At 37.5% G+C, this 15,268-nt stretch carries 15 protein-coding genes; 13 read left to right on the top strand and 2 right to left on the bottom strand.

Annotation, left to right across the window (positions count from 1 at the left end):
- Positions 1-90: 90 nt before the first annotated feature.
- Positions 91-1,308 (bottom strand): UDP-N-acetylmuramoyl-L-alanine--D-glutamate ligase, encoded by a 1,218-nt coding sequence (murD, locus tag F3H01_RS08605; RefSeq protein ID WP_149725497.1) that lies wholly within the window; start codon positions 1,306-1,308, stop codon positions 91-93.
- 8 nt (positions 1,309-1,316) lie between these two features.
- On the bottom strand, positions 1,317-2,381 hold the full coding sequence (mraY, locus tag F3H01_RS08610; protein WP_149725498.1) for a phospho-N-acetylmuramoyl-pentapeptide-transferase: 1,065 nt from the start codon (positions 2,379-2,381) through the stop codon (positions 1,317-1,319).
- 79 nt (positions 2,382-2,460) lie between these two features.
- Here mraY and gpmI point away from each other — a divergent pair, with 79 nt between their 5' ends.
- The 13 genes from gpmI to F3H01_RS08675 all read left to right on the top strand — a co-directional run.
- Positions 2,461-3,924, top strand: coding sequence for a 2,3-bisphosphoglycerate-independent phosphoglycerate mutase (gene gpmI, locus F3H01_RS08615; RefSeq protein WP_149725499.1), 1,464 nt, complete (start codon positions 2,461-2,463; stop codon positions 3,922-3,924).
- A gap of 4 nt (positions 3,925-3,928) precedes the next feature.
- Positions 3,929-4,690: a flagellar biosynthetic protein FliR gene (gene fliR, locus F3H01_RS08620; protein WP_149725500.1), complete on the top strand. Its 762-nt coding sequence runs from the start codon at positions 3,929-3,931 to the stop codon at positions 4,688-4,690.
- 57 nt (positions 4,691-4,747) lie between these two features.
- Complete coding sequence (locus F3H01_RS08625; protein ID WP_149725501.1) at positions 4,748-6,190, top strand: coiled-coil domain-containing protein; 1,443 nt, start codon at positions 4,748-4,750, stop codon at positions 6,188-6,190.
- Positions 6,191-6,802, top strand: a complete 612-nt coding sequence (gene gmk, locus F3H01_RS08630) for a guanylate kinase (protein ID WP_107785320.1) — start codon at positions 6,191-6,193, stop codon at positions 6,800-6,802.
- A gap of 50 nt (positions 6,803-6,852) precedes the next feature.
- Positions 6,853-7,074, top strand: a complete 222-nt coding sequence (tatA, locus tag F3H01_RS08635) for a twin-arginine translocase TatA/TatE family subunit (protein ID WP_107691375.1) — start codon at positions 6,853-6,855, stop codon at positions 7,072-7,074.
- A 9-nt stretch (positions 7,075-7,083) separates the two neighbouring features.
- Positions 7,084-8,667: an arginine--tRNA ligase gene (argS, locus tag F3H01_RS08640; RefSeq protein ID WP_149725502.1), complete on the top strand. Its 1,584-nt coding sequence runs from the start codon at positions 7,084-7,086 to the stop codon at positions 8,665-8,667.
- Between the two features lies 1 nt (position 8,668).
- Positions 8,669-9,400 carry a class I SAM-dependent methyltransferase gene (locus tag F3H01_RS08645; RefSeq protein WP_149725503.1) on the top strand — a complete coding sequence of 244 codons (732 nt, stop codon included), beginning with the start codon at positions 8,669-8,671 and terminating at the stop codon, positions 9,398-9,400.
- Entirely contained in the window at positions 9,400-10,587 is a 1,188-nt protein-coding gene (locus F3H01_RS08650) for a UDP-N-acetylglucosamine 4,6-dehydratase (protein WP_316349598.1), read from the top strand. Before F3H01_RS08645 ends, F3H01_RS08650 begins: the two co-directional genes overlap by 1 nt.
- Positions 10,574-11,725, top strand: coding sequence for a LegC family aminotransferase (locus F3H01_RS08655; protein WP_149725505.1), 1,152 nt, complete (start codon positions 10,574-10,576; stop codon positions 11,723-11,725). Before F3H01_RS08650 ends, F3H01_RS08655 begins: the two co-directional genes overlap by 14 nt.
- Positions 11,726-11,727: 2 nt before the next feature.
- Entirely contained in the window at positions 11,728-12,339 is a 612-nt protein-coding gene (locus tag F3H01_RS08660; RefSeq protein ID WP_149725506.1) for a NeuD/PglB/VioB family sugar acetyltransferase, read from the top strand.
- A 24-nt stretch (positions 12,340-12,363) separates the two neighbouring features.
- Entirely contained in the window at positions 12,364-13,365 is a 1,002-nt protein-coding gene (gene neuB / locus F3H01_RS08665; RefSeq protein WP_149725507.1) for an N-acetylneuraminate synthase, read from the top strand.
- On the top strand, positions 13,362-14,561 hold the full coding sequence (locus F3H01_RS09260; protein ID WP_188116369.1) for a MaoC family dehydratase: 1,200 nt from the start codon (positions 13,362-13,364) through the stop codon (positions 14,559-14,561). Before neuB ends, F3H01_RS09260 begins: the two co-directional genes overlap by 4 nt.
- The coding region (locus tag F3H01_RS08675) for a UDP-N-acetylglucosamine 2-epimerase (protein WP_223155401.1) at positions 14,561-15,268 on the top strand (708 nt) is incomplete at its 3' end. The genes F3H01_RS09260 and F3H01_RS08675, both read left to right, overlap by 1 nt.

A 15,268-nucleotide genomic window follows, 5' to 3' on the forward strand; every position in this document is an offset into this window, starting at 1 on the left:
CAATAAAACTTTATAGTAAAAATTTATGTCAAAAAAATAAATTTGCATATTTTTGTTTTTGGTTAGACTACTTAAAATGGCTTGTAAATTTTAAAGTGCCTTTATAAACTCTTTAAATTTATCACCTCGCTCGGCATAACTCCTAAACTGATCAAGACTCGCAGCTGCCGGGCTTAGAAGCGCTATCTCGCTGGTCTTTAGCTCTTTATTTATCTCATTGACAGCATTTTGTAAAAAATCGCATTTTAAAGCCGGTATGCCAAATTTAGTCGCTAATTTCATGAGTTTGTCACTATTTGAGCCAATGGCGTAAATTTTTACTCTTAAGCTCTTTAAGTCTTCAAAAAGTGGCGTCATATCAACACCCTTATCATCGCCACCAAGTATTAGATGTATGAAATGATCTTTGTAGCGCTTTACGGCCTGTATGCTCGCGTCTATGTTAGTCGCTTTTGTGTCATTGACCCAGATTCTGCCATTTTTATCATTAAATTCTTCGAGCTTGTTTGCTTCAATAACAAAGGTATTTAAAAGCGCGACATCGCATCGGTCAAATAAAATTTTCTCTACCGCTAATGCAAGCAGTGCATCAAGCAAAAATGGCGTTTTAAAATTTATATCATCTATGCTTACACCACAAAATTTAGCCAGATCACTCTCGTCTTTGTAAACGATCACTTTTGCCCTTGTTGGCGTGTTGGCGTAAATTTCAGGCACGATCGCCACGCTACTTTCGCTCATGCTAGCAAGCGGCTTTAGCTTAGCCTTTTCGTACTCGCTCATGTCGCCATGCCAGCTTAGATGATCTGGAGTGATCGGCAAAAGCACGTAGATGCCCGGTGTGGCGTGATTTGTGTAGTGAAGAGTGAATGAGCTAGTCTCAAGTATCCAAATTTTAGCGTTTGAGTCTAAATTTGCCAGTGCAATGCCAACGTTTCCACCCATGACTGAGCCTTTGCTCTCTAGCAAATGCTGCATCATTTTTGTGGTCGTCGTCTTGCCGTTTGTGCCGCTTATCCAGATATTAAATGGCAGATTTTCTTTATAAATTTCATAAAAATAGTCATACTCGCTAACTAAATTTCTAGCTTTTTTAATAAGCTCGTGATGAGGCGGGATACCTGGGCTTGGTATCTCTAGGCCGCTTTTTGCTGGATCAAATTCGCTAACTGGCAAAAGGGTGTTGCCAAACTCATCTTTTGAGATTTCACTAAATTTATCATCATAGATATCCCAAAGACCGTCTTTTGTGAAATTTTTAGCGATCGCCTTTATCGTGCCACCGTAGCCAAATAGTGATTTTTTCATGGCTTTCCTTATCTGATCTTTAGCGCAGTTAGTGCGATTAGGTTCGCTAAAAGTGCGATGATCCAAAAGCGCACGATGATCTTATTTTCCGCCCAGCCTTTTATCTCAAAATGGTGATGTATAGGCGCCATGAGAAAAATCCTGCGTTTGAAAATTTTAAAGCTTCCCACTTGCAAGATGACGCTTAGGGTCTCAACGACAAAGATAAGACCGATGATGATGAGTAAAATTTCGTTTTTTGTCGCAACACCCATAAAACCAATATATGCTCCAACGCTTAAGCTACCGCTATCACCCATAAAGACTTCGGCCGGATGGCAGTTAAACCATAAAAAGCCCATTAATGAGCCAATTAGAGCTGAAGAAACAACAACGCTTTCGCCAACGCCTATGATCTTTGGCAAGAGCAAATATGAGCTAAAGACAGCGTGTCCGCAGATGTAAGCAAAAACGCCAAGTGTTAAAAGTGAAAATATCGATGGCACAGTAGCTAGCCCGTCAAGCCCGTCTGTTAAATTTACTGAATTTGAAGCAGCGACAATGACTAGTGTCCAAAAGAAAATGGCAAAAATTTTTAAATCTAAAATAGGTTGCTTAAAAAAAGGTAGATAAAACTCGGTGCTAAGCTCGTGACTTGCATATAAAAAAACAGAAATTACAAAGGCTATTAAAAACTGAAAAAAAAGCTTTGCTTTTGGGCTTAGGCCGGCGTGGTTTTTTGCTCCTAAAATTTTACTGTAATCGTCCTTGTAGCCAAGCAGTGTAAAGCAAACTAGGCAAAAGAGCGATGTTAAGACAAATACGTTATCAAGCCTTGCGCAAATTATCGTGGAAAGTACGGCTGTAAAGACAAAGACAAGTCCGCCCATGGTCGGCGTTTTGGCCTTTTTTTGGTGAGTTTGCGGGGCAAGCTCGTAGATAGGCTGGGCGGCGTTTTTTGCCTTTGCCCAAGCGATAAATTTGGGCATCAAATAAGTTGTGAGTGCAAAAGCGATGAAAAAAGCGATACCAGCACGAACGGTGATGTATTGAAAGATATTAAAATTTAAAATTTCATATATATAGTAAAACATGAGAGCCTTTATTTTTAAAAAAAGCAATTTTAGTATAATGGCCTTAAAAATTATCTAAAATTAAGGATAAATTTTCAAAATGAGTCAAAAAACTATTTTAATAATAACTGATGGTATTGGATTTAATAAAAGCGGTAAATTTAACGCATTTGAGGCGGCTAAAAAGCCAAATTACGAGAAATTTTTTAAAGAAATTCCAAACTCGCTCATAAAAACCTCTGGAAACGCTGTAGGACTACCTGAAGGGCAGATGGGAAACAGCGAAGTAGGGCACATGTGCATAGGAAGCGGGCGAGTTTTGTATCAAAATTTAGTCAAAATTTCACGCAGCTTCGCTGATGGCTCTATAGCAGAAAATGAAGTGCTAAAAACTCTTTTTAAAAAGTGCAAAAAGATCCACGTTATAGGGCTTTATAGCGACGGCGGCGTGCACTCTCACTTAGAGCATTTTGATGGTATGTGTGAGCTTGCTAGTAAAAATGGCTGCGAAGTTTTTGCTCACGCTATCACCGACGGACGCGACGTTAGCCCAAATAGCGGTATAAATTTCATGAAAAGCTTGGAGGCTAAATTTAAAGTAGCGACCGTTTGTGGGAGATTTTACGCGATGGATAGAGACAAGCGCTGGGAGCGCGTAAAAGAGGCCTATGATAGCCTAGTAAATGGGGCAAATTTAAGCAAGCTTACGCCAAGCGAGTATCTGCAAAAAAGCTACGATGAGGGCGTGACTGATGAGTTTGTAAAGCCAGCAAGCTTTAATGGTTTTAAGGGTATGAGTGAAGACGATGGTGTGATCTTTATAAATTTTAGAAATGATAGAGCAAGAGAAATTTGCGAGGCTCTTGGCGAAGAGAAATTTAGCGAGTTTGAGCGACCTTTTGCTATCAAAAATTTAATCACCATGACCGAATACGACGTAAATTTTAAATTTGAAGTGCTCTTTAAAAATGAAAAGATAAAAAACACTCTAAGCGAGGTCATAGCAGCGGCTGGACTAAGGCAGCTTCACACGGCTGAGACTGAAAAATATGCCCACGTAACATTTTTCTTTAACGGCGGCATAGAAGAGCTAGCGAGCAACGAAACAAGAGTACTTATCCCTAGTCCAAAGGTAAAGACCTATGACGAAAGGCCAGAGATGAGTGCAGCAGAGGTTTGCAAAGCCGTGCTAAAAGGTATGGATGATGAGCAAGACTTCATCGTGGTAAATTTCGCAAATGGCGATATGGTAGGGCACACTGGAAATTACGAGGCCGCTATAAAAGCAGTAGAGGCAGTAGATACGGCTCTTGGAGAAATTTACGCTAAAGCAAAAGAGAAAAACTACGCGATGATCATCACGAGCGATCACGGAAACTGCGAAGAGATGCGCGATAGCAGCGGTGAGCTACTGACAAACCACACGACTTATGATGTCTTTTGTTTTGTGATGGCTGATGGCGTAAAAAAAGTAAAAAATGGCGGTCTAAACAATATCGCCCCTAGTGTTTTAAAGATCATGGGGCTTGAAATTCCAGCTGAGATGGACGAGGCGTTAATATAAAATAATGGAGCTAGTCGAGTTTTTCGGAGCGGATAAAGTCATAACCTTTATGCTTCTTTTTGCACGCCTTAGTGGGCTTATTGTGTTTTTTCCATTTTTTTCTCACAATCAAATCCCGCTTAGCGTAAAAACTTTGCTAGTTTTTGCTCTTTGTATTGTGCTTTTTCCGCTCTCACACACCCATGAGCATGCTATAAATTTTTTGATCATGGAAATTTTAAGTGAGGCCATGCTCGGACTTTGTGCTGGACTTTTGCTAAATATCGTTTTTGCCATACTTCAAATGGCTGGCGAGCAGATCTCTATGATCATGGGTTTTTCGATGGCTTCAGTGCTTGATCCGCAAACTGGTACAAATTCGCCAGTGATCGCAAATATTCTAAATTTTATCGCTCTTCTTGCATTTTTGATGCTTGATGGGCACCATTTAATATTACAGTTTTATTCCACTTCACTTTCTGCTATACCGCTTGGAGATTTTTATCCAAGAAGTGGTGTGATGAGCTATGCTCTAAAGCTCTTTGGTAATCTTTTTATGTTTGGATTTGTTCTGGCTTTTCCTATTATCGCGCTTTCTATACTTTCAGATGCTATTTTTGGCATGCTTATGAAAACCATGCCACAATTTAACCTATTAGTCGTTGGTTATCCTATTAAGGTAAGTATCGGCTTTTCGGTTTTGATAGCTATTTTAGCCGGTATTGTAAAAATCATAACTGATATGATGGTACAGATTTTAAACGATATGCCAGCACTATTTTTTTAAGTAAATAGCAATGAAATTTATCATAGAATACAGCCTCAAGCTCTTCAAGGAGGGATCATGAAAGTTGCACTTGTAAACAAAAACCCCGCAGTTTCTCGCCTTATAACGTTAAGTTTAAATAAGCTAGGCATAGAATATAGCGAATTTGACGATGTTAATAGTGTTGGCGATCAATTTGATTATATTATCATCGATAGTGATATGGATAGCAGTGATGTTAATTTAAATCAAAAGATAATGTATCTAGCACCTAGAGGCGGTGAAAAGCCAGATTTTGCTGATGTTATGCTTGAAAAGCCCTTTTTACCAACAGAATTTATTAGTTTGTTTGAACAAAACAAAGATACTGACAATGATAAAGAACTTGAGCTTGGACTAGATGAGCCTACAAATTTTAATGACTTTGACGAAAGTAATAAAAACTTTGATGATTTAGAAAATTTTGAGCTTCCAGAAATTGATATGGGTCTTGAAAATTTAGCAAAAGAAGATGATAAGGCAGATAAATTTGATAACGAGGCTTTAGATGACGAGTTTTTAAAAGAGGAACTAAGTGAACTAGAGGCCGAGGATTTAAAGGATAAAGATATCAGTTTTGATGAAACAGACACTGAACTCATAGATGATGATATTATAAATGACATAGCTAGCAAATATATGGCTGATTCAGAAGATATAGACAAATCCTTAGAACAAAATAATGAGCCACCTATGACAAAAGAAGAGCATAGCGATGACTTTGATGAGCTTAGTTCGCTTGTAGATGAGATAGATGATATGGGTGAGAGCGACTTGGCGGATGAAGAGGCTAAAAACGAGCTTGATAAAATGGTCGAGCAAAATTCTCAAAATTTAGAAACTACCGAGCTTAATGAAGACTTTGTAGATGATATAAGCCAAAGTAAAAAAGAGCTCAGCGAGATCGAGTCTTTGGATAAAGAGCTAAACGAAGAAGCTAGTGAGGCTAGTGAAAATTTTGATGAGCTAGAGACTGATTTTGGTAATGATGAAAATTTTGAGCCTGAAAGCAGCGAGGCAAATTTAATAGATGAAGCTAGTCAAAATTTAGAGGAAGATATAGATAGAGAATCTACTAAAGAAGCAGAGGAGATTTCTTTAGACGAAGATATAGATCTTGAAAAAGAGCCAGCTAAAGAAGATTATGAAGAAATTTCTGAAGAAGTCCTTGCTCAAGAAGATCTAGGCATGGTAGATGAGGTATTTGAGGAAGAAAATTTTAAAGAAGAGACGTTGGGTAGCCCAAATTTTGATGTAGCGTCTATTGAAGAAATAGATGAAAATACGATGCAAGCAGCATTTGGATTAAATATTGCACCACAAACTAGCTCATGCGATGAAACAAAAATCGATGCTGACTATAAAGAAGAGCTAACCAAAAAGATCACAAAACATGTCCATGAGTCGTTAAATGAAAGCTCGCTAAGAGATGTGCTAAAAGATATGAACATAAAGATAAATATAAGTTTCGAGGAAAAGTAGTTGCAAGGACAAATTTTAGTAGTTTCTGGGCCTAGCGGAAGTGGGAAAAGTACGCTTTTGGGCCGTCTTTTAAAGGAAGAGAAGGATCTTTATTTTTCTATTTCAAGCACGACAAGGGCAAAAAGAGAAGGCGAAGTCGATGGAGTGGATTACTATTTTATAAAAGAAGATGAGTTTAAAAGCGGCATAGAAAAGGGCGAATTTTTAGAATGGGCGCAGGTACATAAAAACTATTATGGAACGAGCCTAAAGCCTGTTTTGGCAGCGCTTGAGGCTGGTAAGATAGTTATATTTGACATTGATGTGCAAGGCTTTCACATCGCACTTGAAAAATTTAAAAGCTACATCACTTCAGTCTTTATAACAACTGCGAATAAAAAAGAGCTCAAAAGGCGCTTGAAAAACCGCGGAACAGATAGCGACGAGACGATAGAAAATCGCCTAATGAACGCAGTTGGTGAGATGGAGCACATCTTAGAATATGATTATTTTTTGGTAAATGATGACATTGAAAAGAGTTATAAAGGCCTAAAATCAATTCTTAGAGCGATGAGGCTAAAAAGTACGAAAATAGACTTAAGGCGCGTTATTGATGAGTGGATAGATTGCTAGAAATTCAGGAATTTATGATAACATTTTGAAAAATTTATTGAGGAGAAAAAATGGGTTCTTTTAGTATTGGTCACTGGCTAGTTGTTTTAGCGATTATTGTTTTACTTTTTGGAGCAAAGAAGATCCCAGAACTTGCAAAAGGACTAGGCAAAGGCATAAAGACTTTTAAAGCTGAGATGGAAGATGCAACACCTGAAAAAAGTGAGAAAGTCGAACATAAAGAAGAGAGTGCTGCTAGTCAAAAAATAGAAGAAACAACTAAAAACGCATAGGTTTTAGAGTTGAAAAATAAAATAAAAGCTGAAATTTCAAAGGTTTTAGAGCGTGAATTTGTGCTTGAAAAGCCAAAGGATAAAAATTTAGCCCACTATGCAACGCCACTTTTTGGCCTTGCAAAGGAGCTAAGAAAGTCGCCGGCCATGATAGCTAGCGAGTTTGCTGATAAATTTAGTGATAGCAAGATAGTCGAAGCCAGTGCGGTAAATGGCTACTTAAATTTCAAGCTAAAAAGCGAGTTTTTAGATGAAATTTCAAAGCAAATTTTGTTAGATAGCGAAAATTTTGCAAAAGAAGATGCGAAAAAAGATAGCTATTTAATAGAATACATCAGTGCAAATCCAACTGGACCGCTTCACATCGGGCATGTTAGAGGCGCAGTTTACGGTGATACTTTGGCAAGACTTGGCAAAAGACTTGGCTATGCTATCTCAACAGAATACTATATAAACGATGCTGGTAATCAAATAGATCTGCTTGGTACTTCGATATCGCTTGCGGCAAAAGAGCAGCTTTTTAATGAAAGCATCGTCTATCCAGAGAAATACTACCGCGGAGATTATATTTTAGATATTGCTAGGCTTGCAAATGAGAAATTTGGCAAGGAAATTTTTTATGATGAGAGTAGAAATCTCGAGCTTGCCGAGTTTGGCAAGGATATCGTGCTTGAGATTATCAAAAAAGATTTAGCGGACGTTGGGATATTTATAGAGAGCTGGGCTAGCGAGAAAGCTCTTTATGATGGCCTAGAGCCAACTATAAACAAGCTAAAACGTTCAAATCAAATGTATGAAAAAGAGGGCGCTACTTATATCGCTTCGACCACACTTGGTGATGATAACGATAGGGTTGTGGTTAGAAATGACGGCAGACCAACATATCTAGCTGGCGACATCATCTATCATAACGCTAAATTTGAGAAAAATTTTGATCATTATATAAACATTTGGGGTGCTGACCACCACGGATATATCGCAAGGCTAAAGGCTGCGATAAATTTCCTTGGATACGATGAAAATAAGCTTGAAGTAATACTTATGCAGATGGTTAGTCTGCTAAAAGATGGTAAGCCGTACAAGATGAGCAAGCGCGCTGGTAATGCCGTGCTGATGAGCGATATCGTAAGTGAGATCGGTGCTGAGGCGCTTAGATTTATCTTTATAAGCAAGGCAAATACGAGTAGTTTGGAATTTGACGTAGATGAGCTTAAAAAAGAGGACAGCTCAAATCCTATCTTTTATATAAACTACGCTCACGCTAGGATAAATCAAGTTTTTGCAAAGGCTGGGAAAAATGTTCAAGATGTAATCAATGCTGACTTTGAATGCCTAGATGAAAATGCTAAGAATTTACTTTTTGAGGCGCTGATATTGCCAGAAATTTTAGAAGATGCTTTTATCTCAAGGCAACTTCAAAAGATCCCAGACTATCTAAAGTCGCTGGCTGCTAGCTTTCATAAATTTTATAACGAAAACCGTGTGGTTGGAAACGAAAACGAAGATAGCTTACTAAAAGTCTTTGCAGTTGTTGCTATCTCGATAAAAACAGCATTTAATATAATGGGAATCACAGCTAAAGATAGGATGTAAAATGCTTAGTTTTGAGGATTTTAAGAATATGGCTTTGGACAATTCATTAAATGATAATGAAAAGGTTGGCTTTCCTGATATATATAGAAAAGGAACTGAAGAAAATATATTTCCAGATATTTTAAAAAAGTTAAACATTAAACCAGACAATGAAAAAACTAAAATTATAATGGATATAGGGTGTGGTTGCTCCGGTCCTGTAAAATCACTTATAGAATATGCTAGACAAAATAATTTTACTTTATATTTAATTGACTCAAAAGAGATGTTGGATAATTTGCCAAATGAGCCATTTATTATTAAAATTACTCATGAATTTCCATGTGATTACGATTACGAAGGCTTATATTCAAAAGTGGACTATATTATTGTTTACTCTGTTTTGCATCATGTCGTATATCATGCTAACTATTTAAAATTTTTAGATACTTGCGTAGAGCTCTTAAAGAGTGGGGGGGGGAGACTATTGATTGGTGATATTCCTAATATAAGCAAAAAGAAACGTTTTTTATCATCAGAGGCTGGTCGCAACTTTCATATGAAGTGGTCATTATCTAAAACTTTTCCAAATGTTTGTTGGAATAAGCTAGAACCACTTTGTATAGATGATAGTGTAGTTTTTTCCATACTTCAAAGGTATCGTTCTATGGGTTGTGAGTCTTATTTACTTGAGCAACTTAGTGGTCTTCCTATTAATAATACAAGAGAAGACATTCTGATAGTGAAGCAATAATGGATATCTTAAGCCTAATAGGACGCACGAAAAATCTCTTTGAAGATGACATAAATGCACTTGATAAAGACCTAAAAGAGATAGTTTCAAGTTCAAGCTTTCTAGTTATCGGTGGGGCAGGATCTATAGGCTCTGCCGTGACAAAAGAGATCTTTATAAGAGACCCCAAAAAACTATACGTCGTTGATATCTCTGAAAACAACCTTGTTGAGCTAGTGCGTGACATAAGAAGTGAGTTTGGATATATAAATGGTGACTTTAAAACTTTTGCCATAGATGTTGCAAGCGCTGAGTTTGATGCACTTTTAGCGCAAAGTGGTGGATTTGACTACGTTTTAAATTTATCAGCGCTAAAGCACGTTAGAAGCGAAAAAGACCCATTTACACTCATGAGAATGCTTGAAACAAATATCTTTAACACCGATAAAACGCTGGCTCAAGCTTCGGATATGAAGTCAAAAAAATATTTCTGCGTTAGCACCGACAAGGCCGCAAACCCTGTAAATTTAATGGGAGCTAGCAAGCGCATCATGGAGATGTTTGCGTTTAGGCACTCTTTAAATATTGACGTCTCGATGGCCAGGTTTGCAAACGTGGCATTTAGTGACGGCTCACTTCTTTTTGGCTTTCAAAAACGCATAGAAAAGGCTCAGCCCATAGTCGCTCCAAACGACGTCAGACGCTACTTTTTAACACCAAAAGAGAGCGGCGAGCTCTGCCTTTTAAGCACCATTTTTGGCGAAAATAGAGATATATTTTTCCCAAAATTAGATGAAAATTTAGACCTCATAACATTTAGCGAGATAGCCAAGCGATACTTAGCAAATTTAGGCTATGAGCCATTTTTGTGTGAAAATGAGGAGGAGGCTAGAAAGCTAGCCAAAGTACTTCCAAAAGATGGCTTTTACCCTTGTCTTTTTGCGCCTAGCGACACGACTGGAGAGAAGGATTATGAGGAGTTTTTCGTTGATGGCGAGAGACTTGACATGCAAAGACTTCAAAATATCGGCATAGTTAAAAATGATGCAAATTTTGACAGCAAAAAGTTAGAAATTTTCAAAAACAATATCTTAAATTTAAAATCAAGCTTGACATGGAGCAAAGAGGACGTTTTGCGCGAAGTTTTCGAGCTCATACCAAATTTTATGCATAAAGAAACAGGAAAATATCTCGATGAAAAAATGTGATTTTGACGAGGTTTTGAAATTTATAAAAAGCACTTTTGGCAAGGACAAAGTCCCGCTTCACGAGCCTAAATTTATAGGCAATGAGAAAAAATATCTACTTGAGTGCATCGACTCTAGCTTTGTCTCAAGTGTCGGCAAATTTGTCGATGAGTTTGAGAGCAAGCTAGCTCAAATGGTCGGTGCTAAATTCGCAGTTGCCACGACAAATGGCACCTCTGCGCTTCACATCTGCCTAAAACTAGCTGGCGTAGAGCAAAATGACGAAGTGATCACCCAGCCAGTTACTTTTATAGCCACTTGTAACGCCATTAGCTACCTTTTTGCAAAGCCGGTTTTTGTGGATGTTGATCTTGATACACTTGGCATGTCGCCAGCGTCACTTAGTGCATTTTTAGAGAAAAACTGCGAGCCAAAAGAGGGAAAATGTGTAAATAAAACTAGCGGTAGGATAGTGCGAGCCTGCGTGCCTATGCACACTTTTGGACTGCCTTGCAAGATAGATGAGATAGCTGAAATTTGCAAGCGTTGGAACATCGCTTTAGTAGAAGACTGCGCCGAGAGCCTTGGTAGCTACTATAAAGGCACTCATACAGGGAATTTTGGCAAGCTTGCAGCGATGAGCTTTAATGGCAATAAGATAGTCACAAGCGGAGGTGGCGGAGCTATCATCACAAACGACGAGGAGATAGCAAAGCACGCTAAATTTATCACCACAACGGCCAAGGTGCCACATCCTTTTGAGTATCGTCACAGCGAGATCGGCTATAATTACCGCTTGCCAAATTTAAATGCAGCTCTGCTTGTGGCTCAGCTTGAAAATTTGGAGCTATTTTTAAAGAGCAAACGCGAGCTTGCGATGATCTATAAAGAGTATTTTTCTAAATTTGATGATGTGAAATTTATAGATGAGCCAGCGGATGCTAGGTCAAATTTTTGGCTAAATGCAGTGCTTTTTGAAAGCCGTGAAAAGCGAGATGAGTTTTTGAAATTTAGTAATGAAAATGGCGTTTTTACGCGCCCTATCTGGCAGCTTATGAATGAGCTTGATATGTTTAAAGACTGCCAAAGAGATGAGCTAAAAAATGCTAAATGTCTAAGTGATAGGGTAGTAAATATCCCAAGCAGCGCAAGAGTTTAGCCGTGCAAGATATAGTTTTAGTAGGTGGTGGCGGACACTGCAAAAGTGTGATAGATGTCATCGAGAGCGAAGCTAAATTTAATATAATTGGTATCATAGATACAGCAGAAAATATTGGTAAAAAGTTGCTTGGCTATGAGATTATAGGTAGCGATGATGATCTGGCTGAGGTTTTTAAATCATGCAAAAATGCTGTGGTGACGGTTGGGCAGATAAAAAGTAGTGAGCCTAGAAAAAGACTGTTTGCACTGCTAAAAGAAATAGGTTTCATACTTCCAACCATCATCTCACCACTTGCGTATATCTCAAAGCATGCATGTGTAGCTGAGGGAAGCGTGGTGATGCATCATGCCTTGATCAACGCTGGTGCAAGTGTCGGCAAAAACTGCATCATAAATACAAAGGCGCTTGTGGAGCATGATGCAACTATCGGCGATCATTGCCATATCTCAACAGCAAGTGTGGTAAATGGCGGCGTTGTTGTGCAAGATGGGGCATTCTTTGGCAGCAATGCAATCAGCAAAGAGTATATCGTGATAGGCGAAAATTCTATCATAGGTGGCGGAACTAGCGTGATGAGAAACTTGGAGAAAAACGCTTTTGTAAAGGCGTAAAACTAGCATTTTAAAGGAAATTTGATGTCAAATAGGGTTTTTATCATAGCTGAGGCTGGGGTTAATCACAATGGCGATATAAATTTAGCTAAAAAACTGATCGACGTGGCAGCCAAAGCTGGCGCTGATGCAGTGAAATTTCAAACCTTTAAGGCTCAAAATCTTGTTTCAAAAAACGCGCAAAAGGCTAGCTATCAAAAAGAAACTACCGATAAAAATGAAAGCCAGTTTGAGATGATAAAAAAGCTTGAACTAGATGAGAACACGCATAAAGAGCTCATAGCCTATTGCAAACAAAAAGATATCACTTTCCTCTCAACTCCTTTTGATAGTGACAGCATAAAGCTTCTTAATGAGCTAGGGCTTAGCACATTTAAGATCCCAAGTGGCGAGATAACAAATTTACCTTATCTTAGGCAGATAGGTGGGCTTAATAAAAAGATCATTCTCTCGACTGGCATGGCAAATTTAGGCGAGGTGGAGGCTGCGATAGAAGCGCTTGTAAAAAGCGGTACGAAACGTGAAAACATAAGCCTTCTTCATGCAAATACGCAGTATCCAACACCAATGGAGGATGTAAATTTAAAGGCGATGATAACTCTTAAAAATGCCTTTGTGCTTGAGGTCGGATATAGTGATCATACGCTTGGCATCGAGGTTGATATCGCAGCGGTTGCCATGGGCGCAAAGATCATAGAAAAGCACTTTACGCTTGATAAGAGTCTTCCTGGACCTGATCACAAGGCTAGCCTTGAGCCAGACGAGCTAACGGCTATGGTTAGGGCTATTAGAAATATCGAGCTAGCGCTTGGAGACGGACTAAAGCATTTTAGCAAAAGCGAGAGCGAAAATATCAAAATAGCTAGAAAGTCGATCGTGGCAAAACGAGATATAAAAAAAGGTGAAATTTTTAGCGAGCAAAATATCTGCGTAAAACGCCCAGGAGACGGCATAAATCCTATGAGGTGGGATGAGGTAATCGGGCAAATTTCACAAAAAGACTATAAACAAGATGAGTTGATATGAGTTTTAATAAATTACCAATTGAAGAAATAAAAATCGGAATGAGTGCTACCTATGCACAAACTATAACTGATGCAGACGTTAAATTTTTTGCAGGCCTTTCTGGTGATAGGAATCCTGTTCATATGGACGAAGATTATGCAAAAAAATCTAGATTTAAAAAAAGAATAGCACATGGTATGATAAGCGCTTCTTTTTTCTCTGCACTATTTGGTACCAAAATCCCAGGAGAGGGTTGCGTGTATACCAGACAGTCATTGAATTTTAAAAGACCTATATATATAAATGACACAGTTGAAGCCGTAGTTACTGTAAGTAGTATTGATTTAGAAAAAAGAAGAGTTGTTTTTGAGACCATTTGTAAAGTTGATGGCAAGATTGCGATTGATGGGGAAGCAGAGCTTTATATCCCAGTTGAATTTAGTAAGATTCTTATTAATGATAAAAATGAATTATTGAAATATAAAGAACAGATTTTAGAGTTATTTTTACACTCTTTTGGTCATGAGATAGACGAAAATCTTTGGAATTGGGCTTATATGGATAATCCAAATGGTAATCCAATAGTTTCTCTTTATTTTGACAATAGTAAACTTGTTGGGCATTATGCTGTGATACCTATCAAATTTACGTATAATCAAAAAAAAATAGATGCGGTTCTTTCTATGACAACAATGGTTGATGCTAGCTATAGAAAATATGGCATTTTTGTGGAACAGGCAAATGATGTTTACGATAAAGCAACCAAACTAGGCTATAAATTTGTATATGGTTTTCCAAATAAAAAGTCGGCTCCTGGCTTTAAAAAAAGGCTAGAATGGATAATTGATGATGGCTTGTGTGTGTCTAGTTTATCTTATGATGATTTACAACAAATAAAAACAAAAGAGCACTCAAACTTAATATCATTTGACATTGAAGATGAGGATAATTTGCATTGGCGATTAAATAAGCCAGGTTGTAGCTATTTTAGAAATAATTGCAGCATATTAAAAAAATTTGATGATAAAGTTGATATCGTTTTTAGCGGTACAAACTTTTCAACACTAGATCGTAATGGGAGATATAACTTATTGTTGCCTAGTGGTTTGACTATTGGGAATAAAGAGTTTGATTATATTTTTGGATATAAGTTATTTGATTATTCTTTAAATAGTGTTGATTTTAAAAAAGATTTAATTATGTCGGATATATTCTGATGAAAAAAATATTAGCTTTTAGTTCAATCCGCTCTGATTATGACTTAATGTCAAATTTATATAAGCTACTTAATAATGACGAAGAAATTGATTTTAGAATCATAGTTAGTGGTGCCCATCTATCTCATAGTTTCGGCTATAGTGTAGAGCAAATTAGGAAAGATGAGCTTAATATATTGCTGGAAATAGAAACTCTATTAAGTTCAGATACTCCACTTTCAAGAGTGAAAAGTGCTAGTTTGCTACTTCAAAACAGTTTAGAAACGATTGCAAAATTTAATCCAAATCTAATTATATTTGCTGGAGACAGAGAAGACACTTTGATCTATGCAATGATAGGAGGATATTTAGGAATTCCTACTATACATGTATTTGCTGGAGACCATGTCAAAGATGGCTATATAGATAATCCTGTTCGTCATGCAGCCTCTAAGCTGGCCACTGTACATTTTGTAACAATAGAAGAGCATAGGGCTAGATTAATTCGCATGGGTGAAGATCCCAAAAGAATTTTTGTAATAGGAAATCCTTCTTTAGATAAATTTATATCTTTTGAGCCACTCACTAAAGCCAATATAAAACAATACTTTAATATAAAAAATAATTTTGATGATTTTGCTTTGATGATTTTTCACCCTGTGACAAAAGAACTAGATAATGTCGATGAATATTTTGAAAATATTCTAAAAAATTTAGAAAATAGAAAA

The sequence above is a fragment of the Campylobacter concisus genome, assembly GCF_902460875.1.
Taxonomy (GTDB): Bacteria; Campylobacterota; Campylobacteria; order Campylobacterales; family Campylobacteraceae; genus Campylobacter_A; species Campylobacter_A concisus_AA.

Bases quoted from the DNA above. Each gene is read 5' to 3' on its own strand.
- F3H01_RS08645 (WP_149725503.1), top strand. From the start codon at position 8,669: ATGCTTAGTTTTGAGGATTTTAAGAATATGGCTTTGGACAATTCATTA.
- neuB (WP_149725507.1), top strand. From the start codon at position 12,364: ATGTCAAATAGGGTTTTTATCATAGCTGAGGCTGGGGTTAATCACAAT.
- mraY (WP_149725498.1), bottom strand. From the start codon at position 2,381: ATGTTTTACTATATATATGAAATTTTAAATTTTAATATCTTTCAATAC.
- murD (WP_149725497.1), bottom strand. From the start codon at position 1,308: ATGAAAAAATCACTATTTGGCTACGGTGGCACGATAAAGGCGATCGCT.
- fliR (WP_149725500.1), top strand. From the start codon at position 3,929: ATGGAGCTAGTCGAGTTTTTCGGAGCGGATAAAGTCATAACCTTTATG.
- F3H01_RS08650 (WP_316349598.1), top strand. From the start codon at position 9,400: ATGGATATCTTAAGCCTAATAGGACGCACGAAAAATCTCTTTGAAGAT.
- F3H01_RS08655 (WP_149725505.1), top strand. From the start codon at position 10,574: ATGAAAAAATGTGATTTTGACGAGGTTTTGAAATTTATAAAAAGCACT.
- F3H01_RS08625 (WP_149725501.1), top strand. From the start codon at position 4,748: ATGAAAGTTGCACTTGTAAACAAAAACCCCGCAGTTTCTCGCCTTATA.
- gpmI (WP_149725499.1), top strand. From the start codon at position 2,461: ATGAGTCAAAAAACTATTTTAATAATAACTGATGGTATTGGATTTAAT.
- F3H01_RS09260 (WP_188116369.1), top strand. From the start codon at position 13,362: ATGAGTTTTAATAAATTACCAATTGAAGAAATAAAAATCGGAATGAGT.
- tatA (WP_107691375.1), top strand. From the start codon at position 6,853: ATGGGTTCTTTTAGTATTGGTCACTGGCTAGTTGTTTTAGCGATTATT.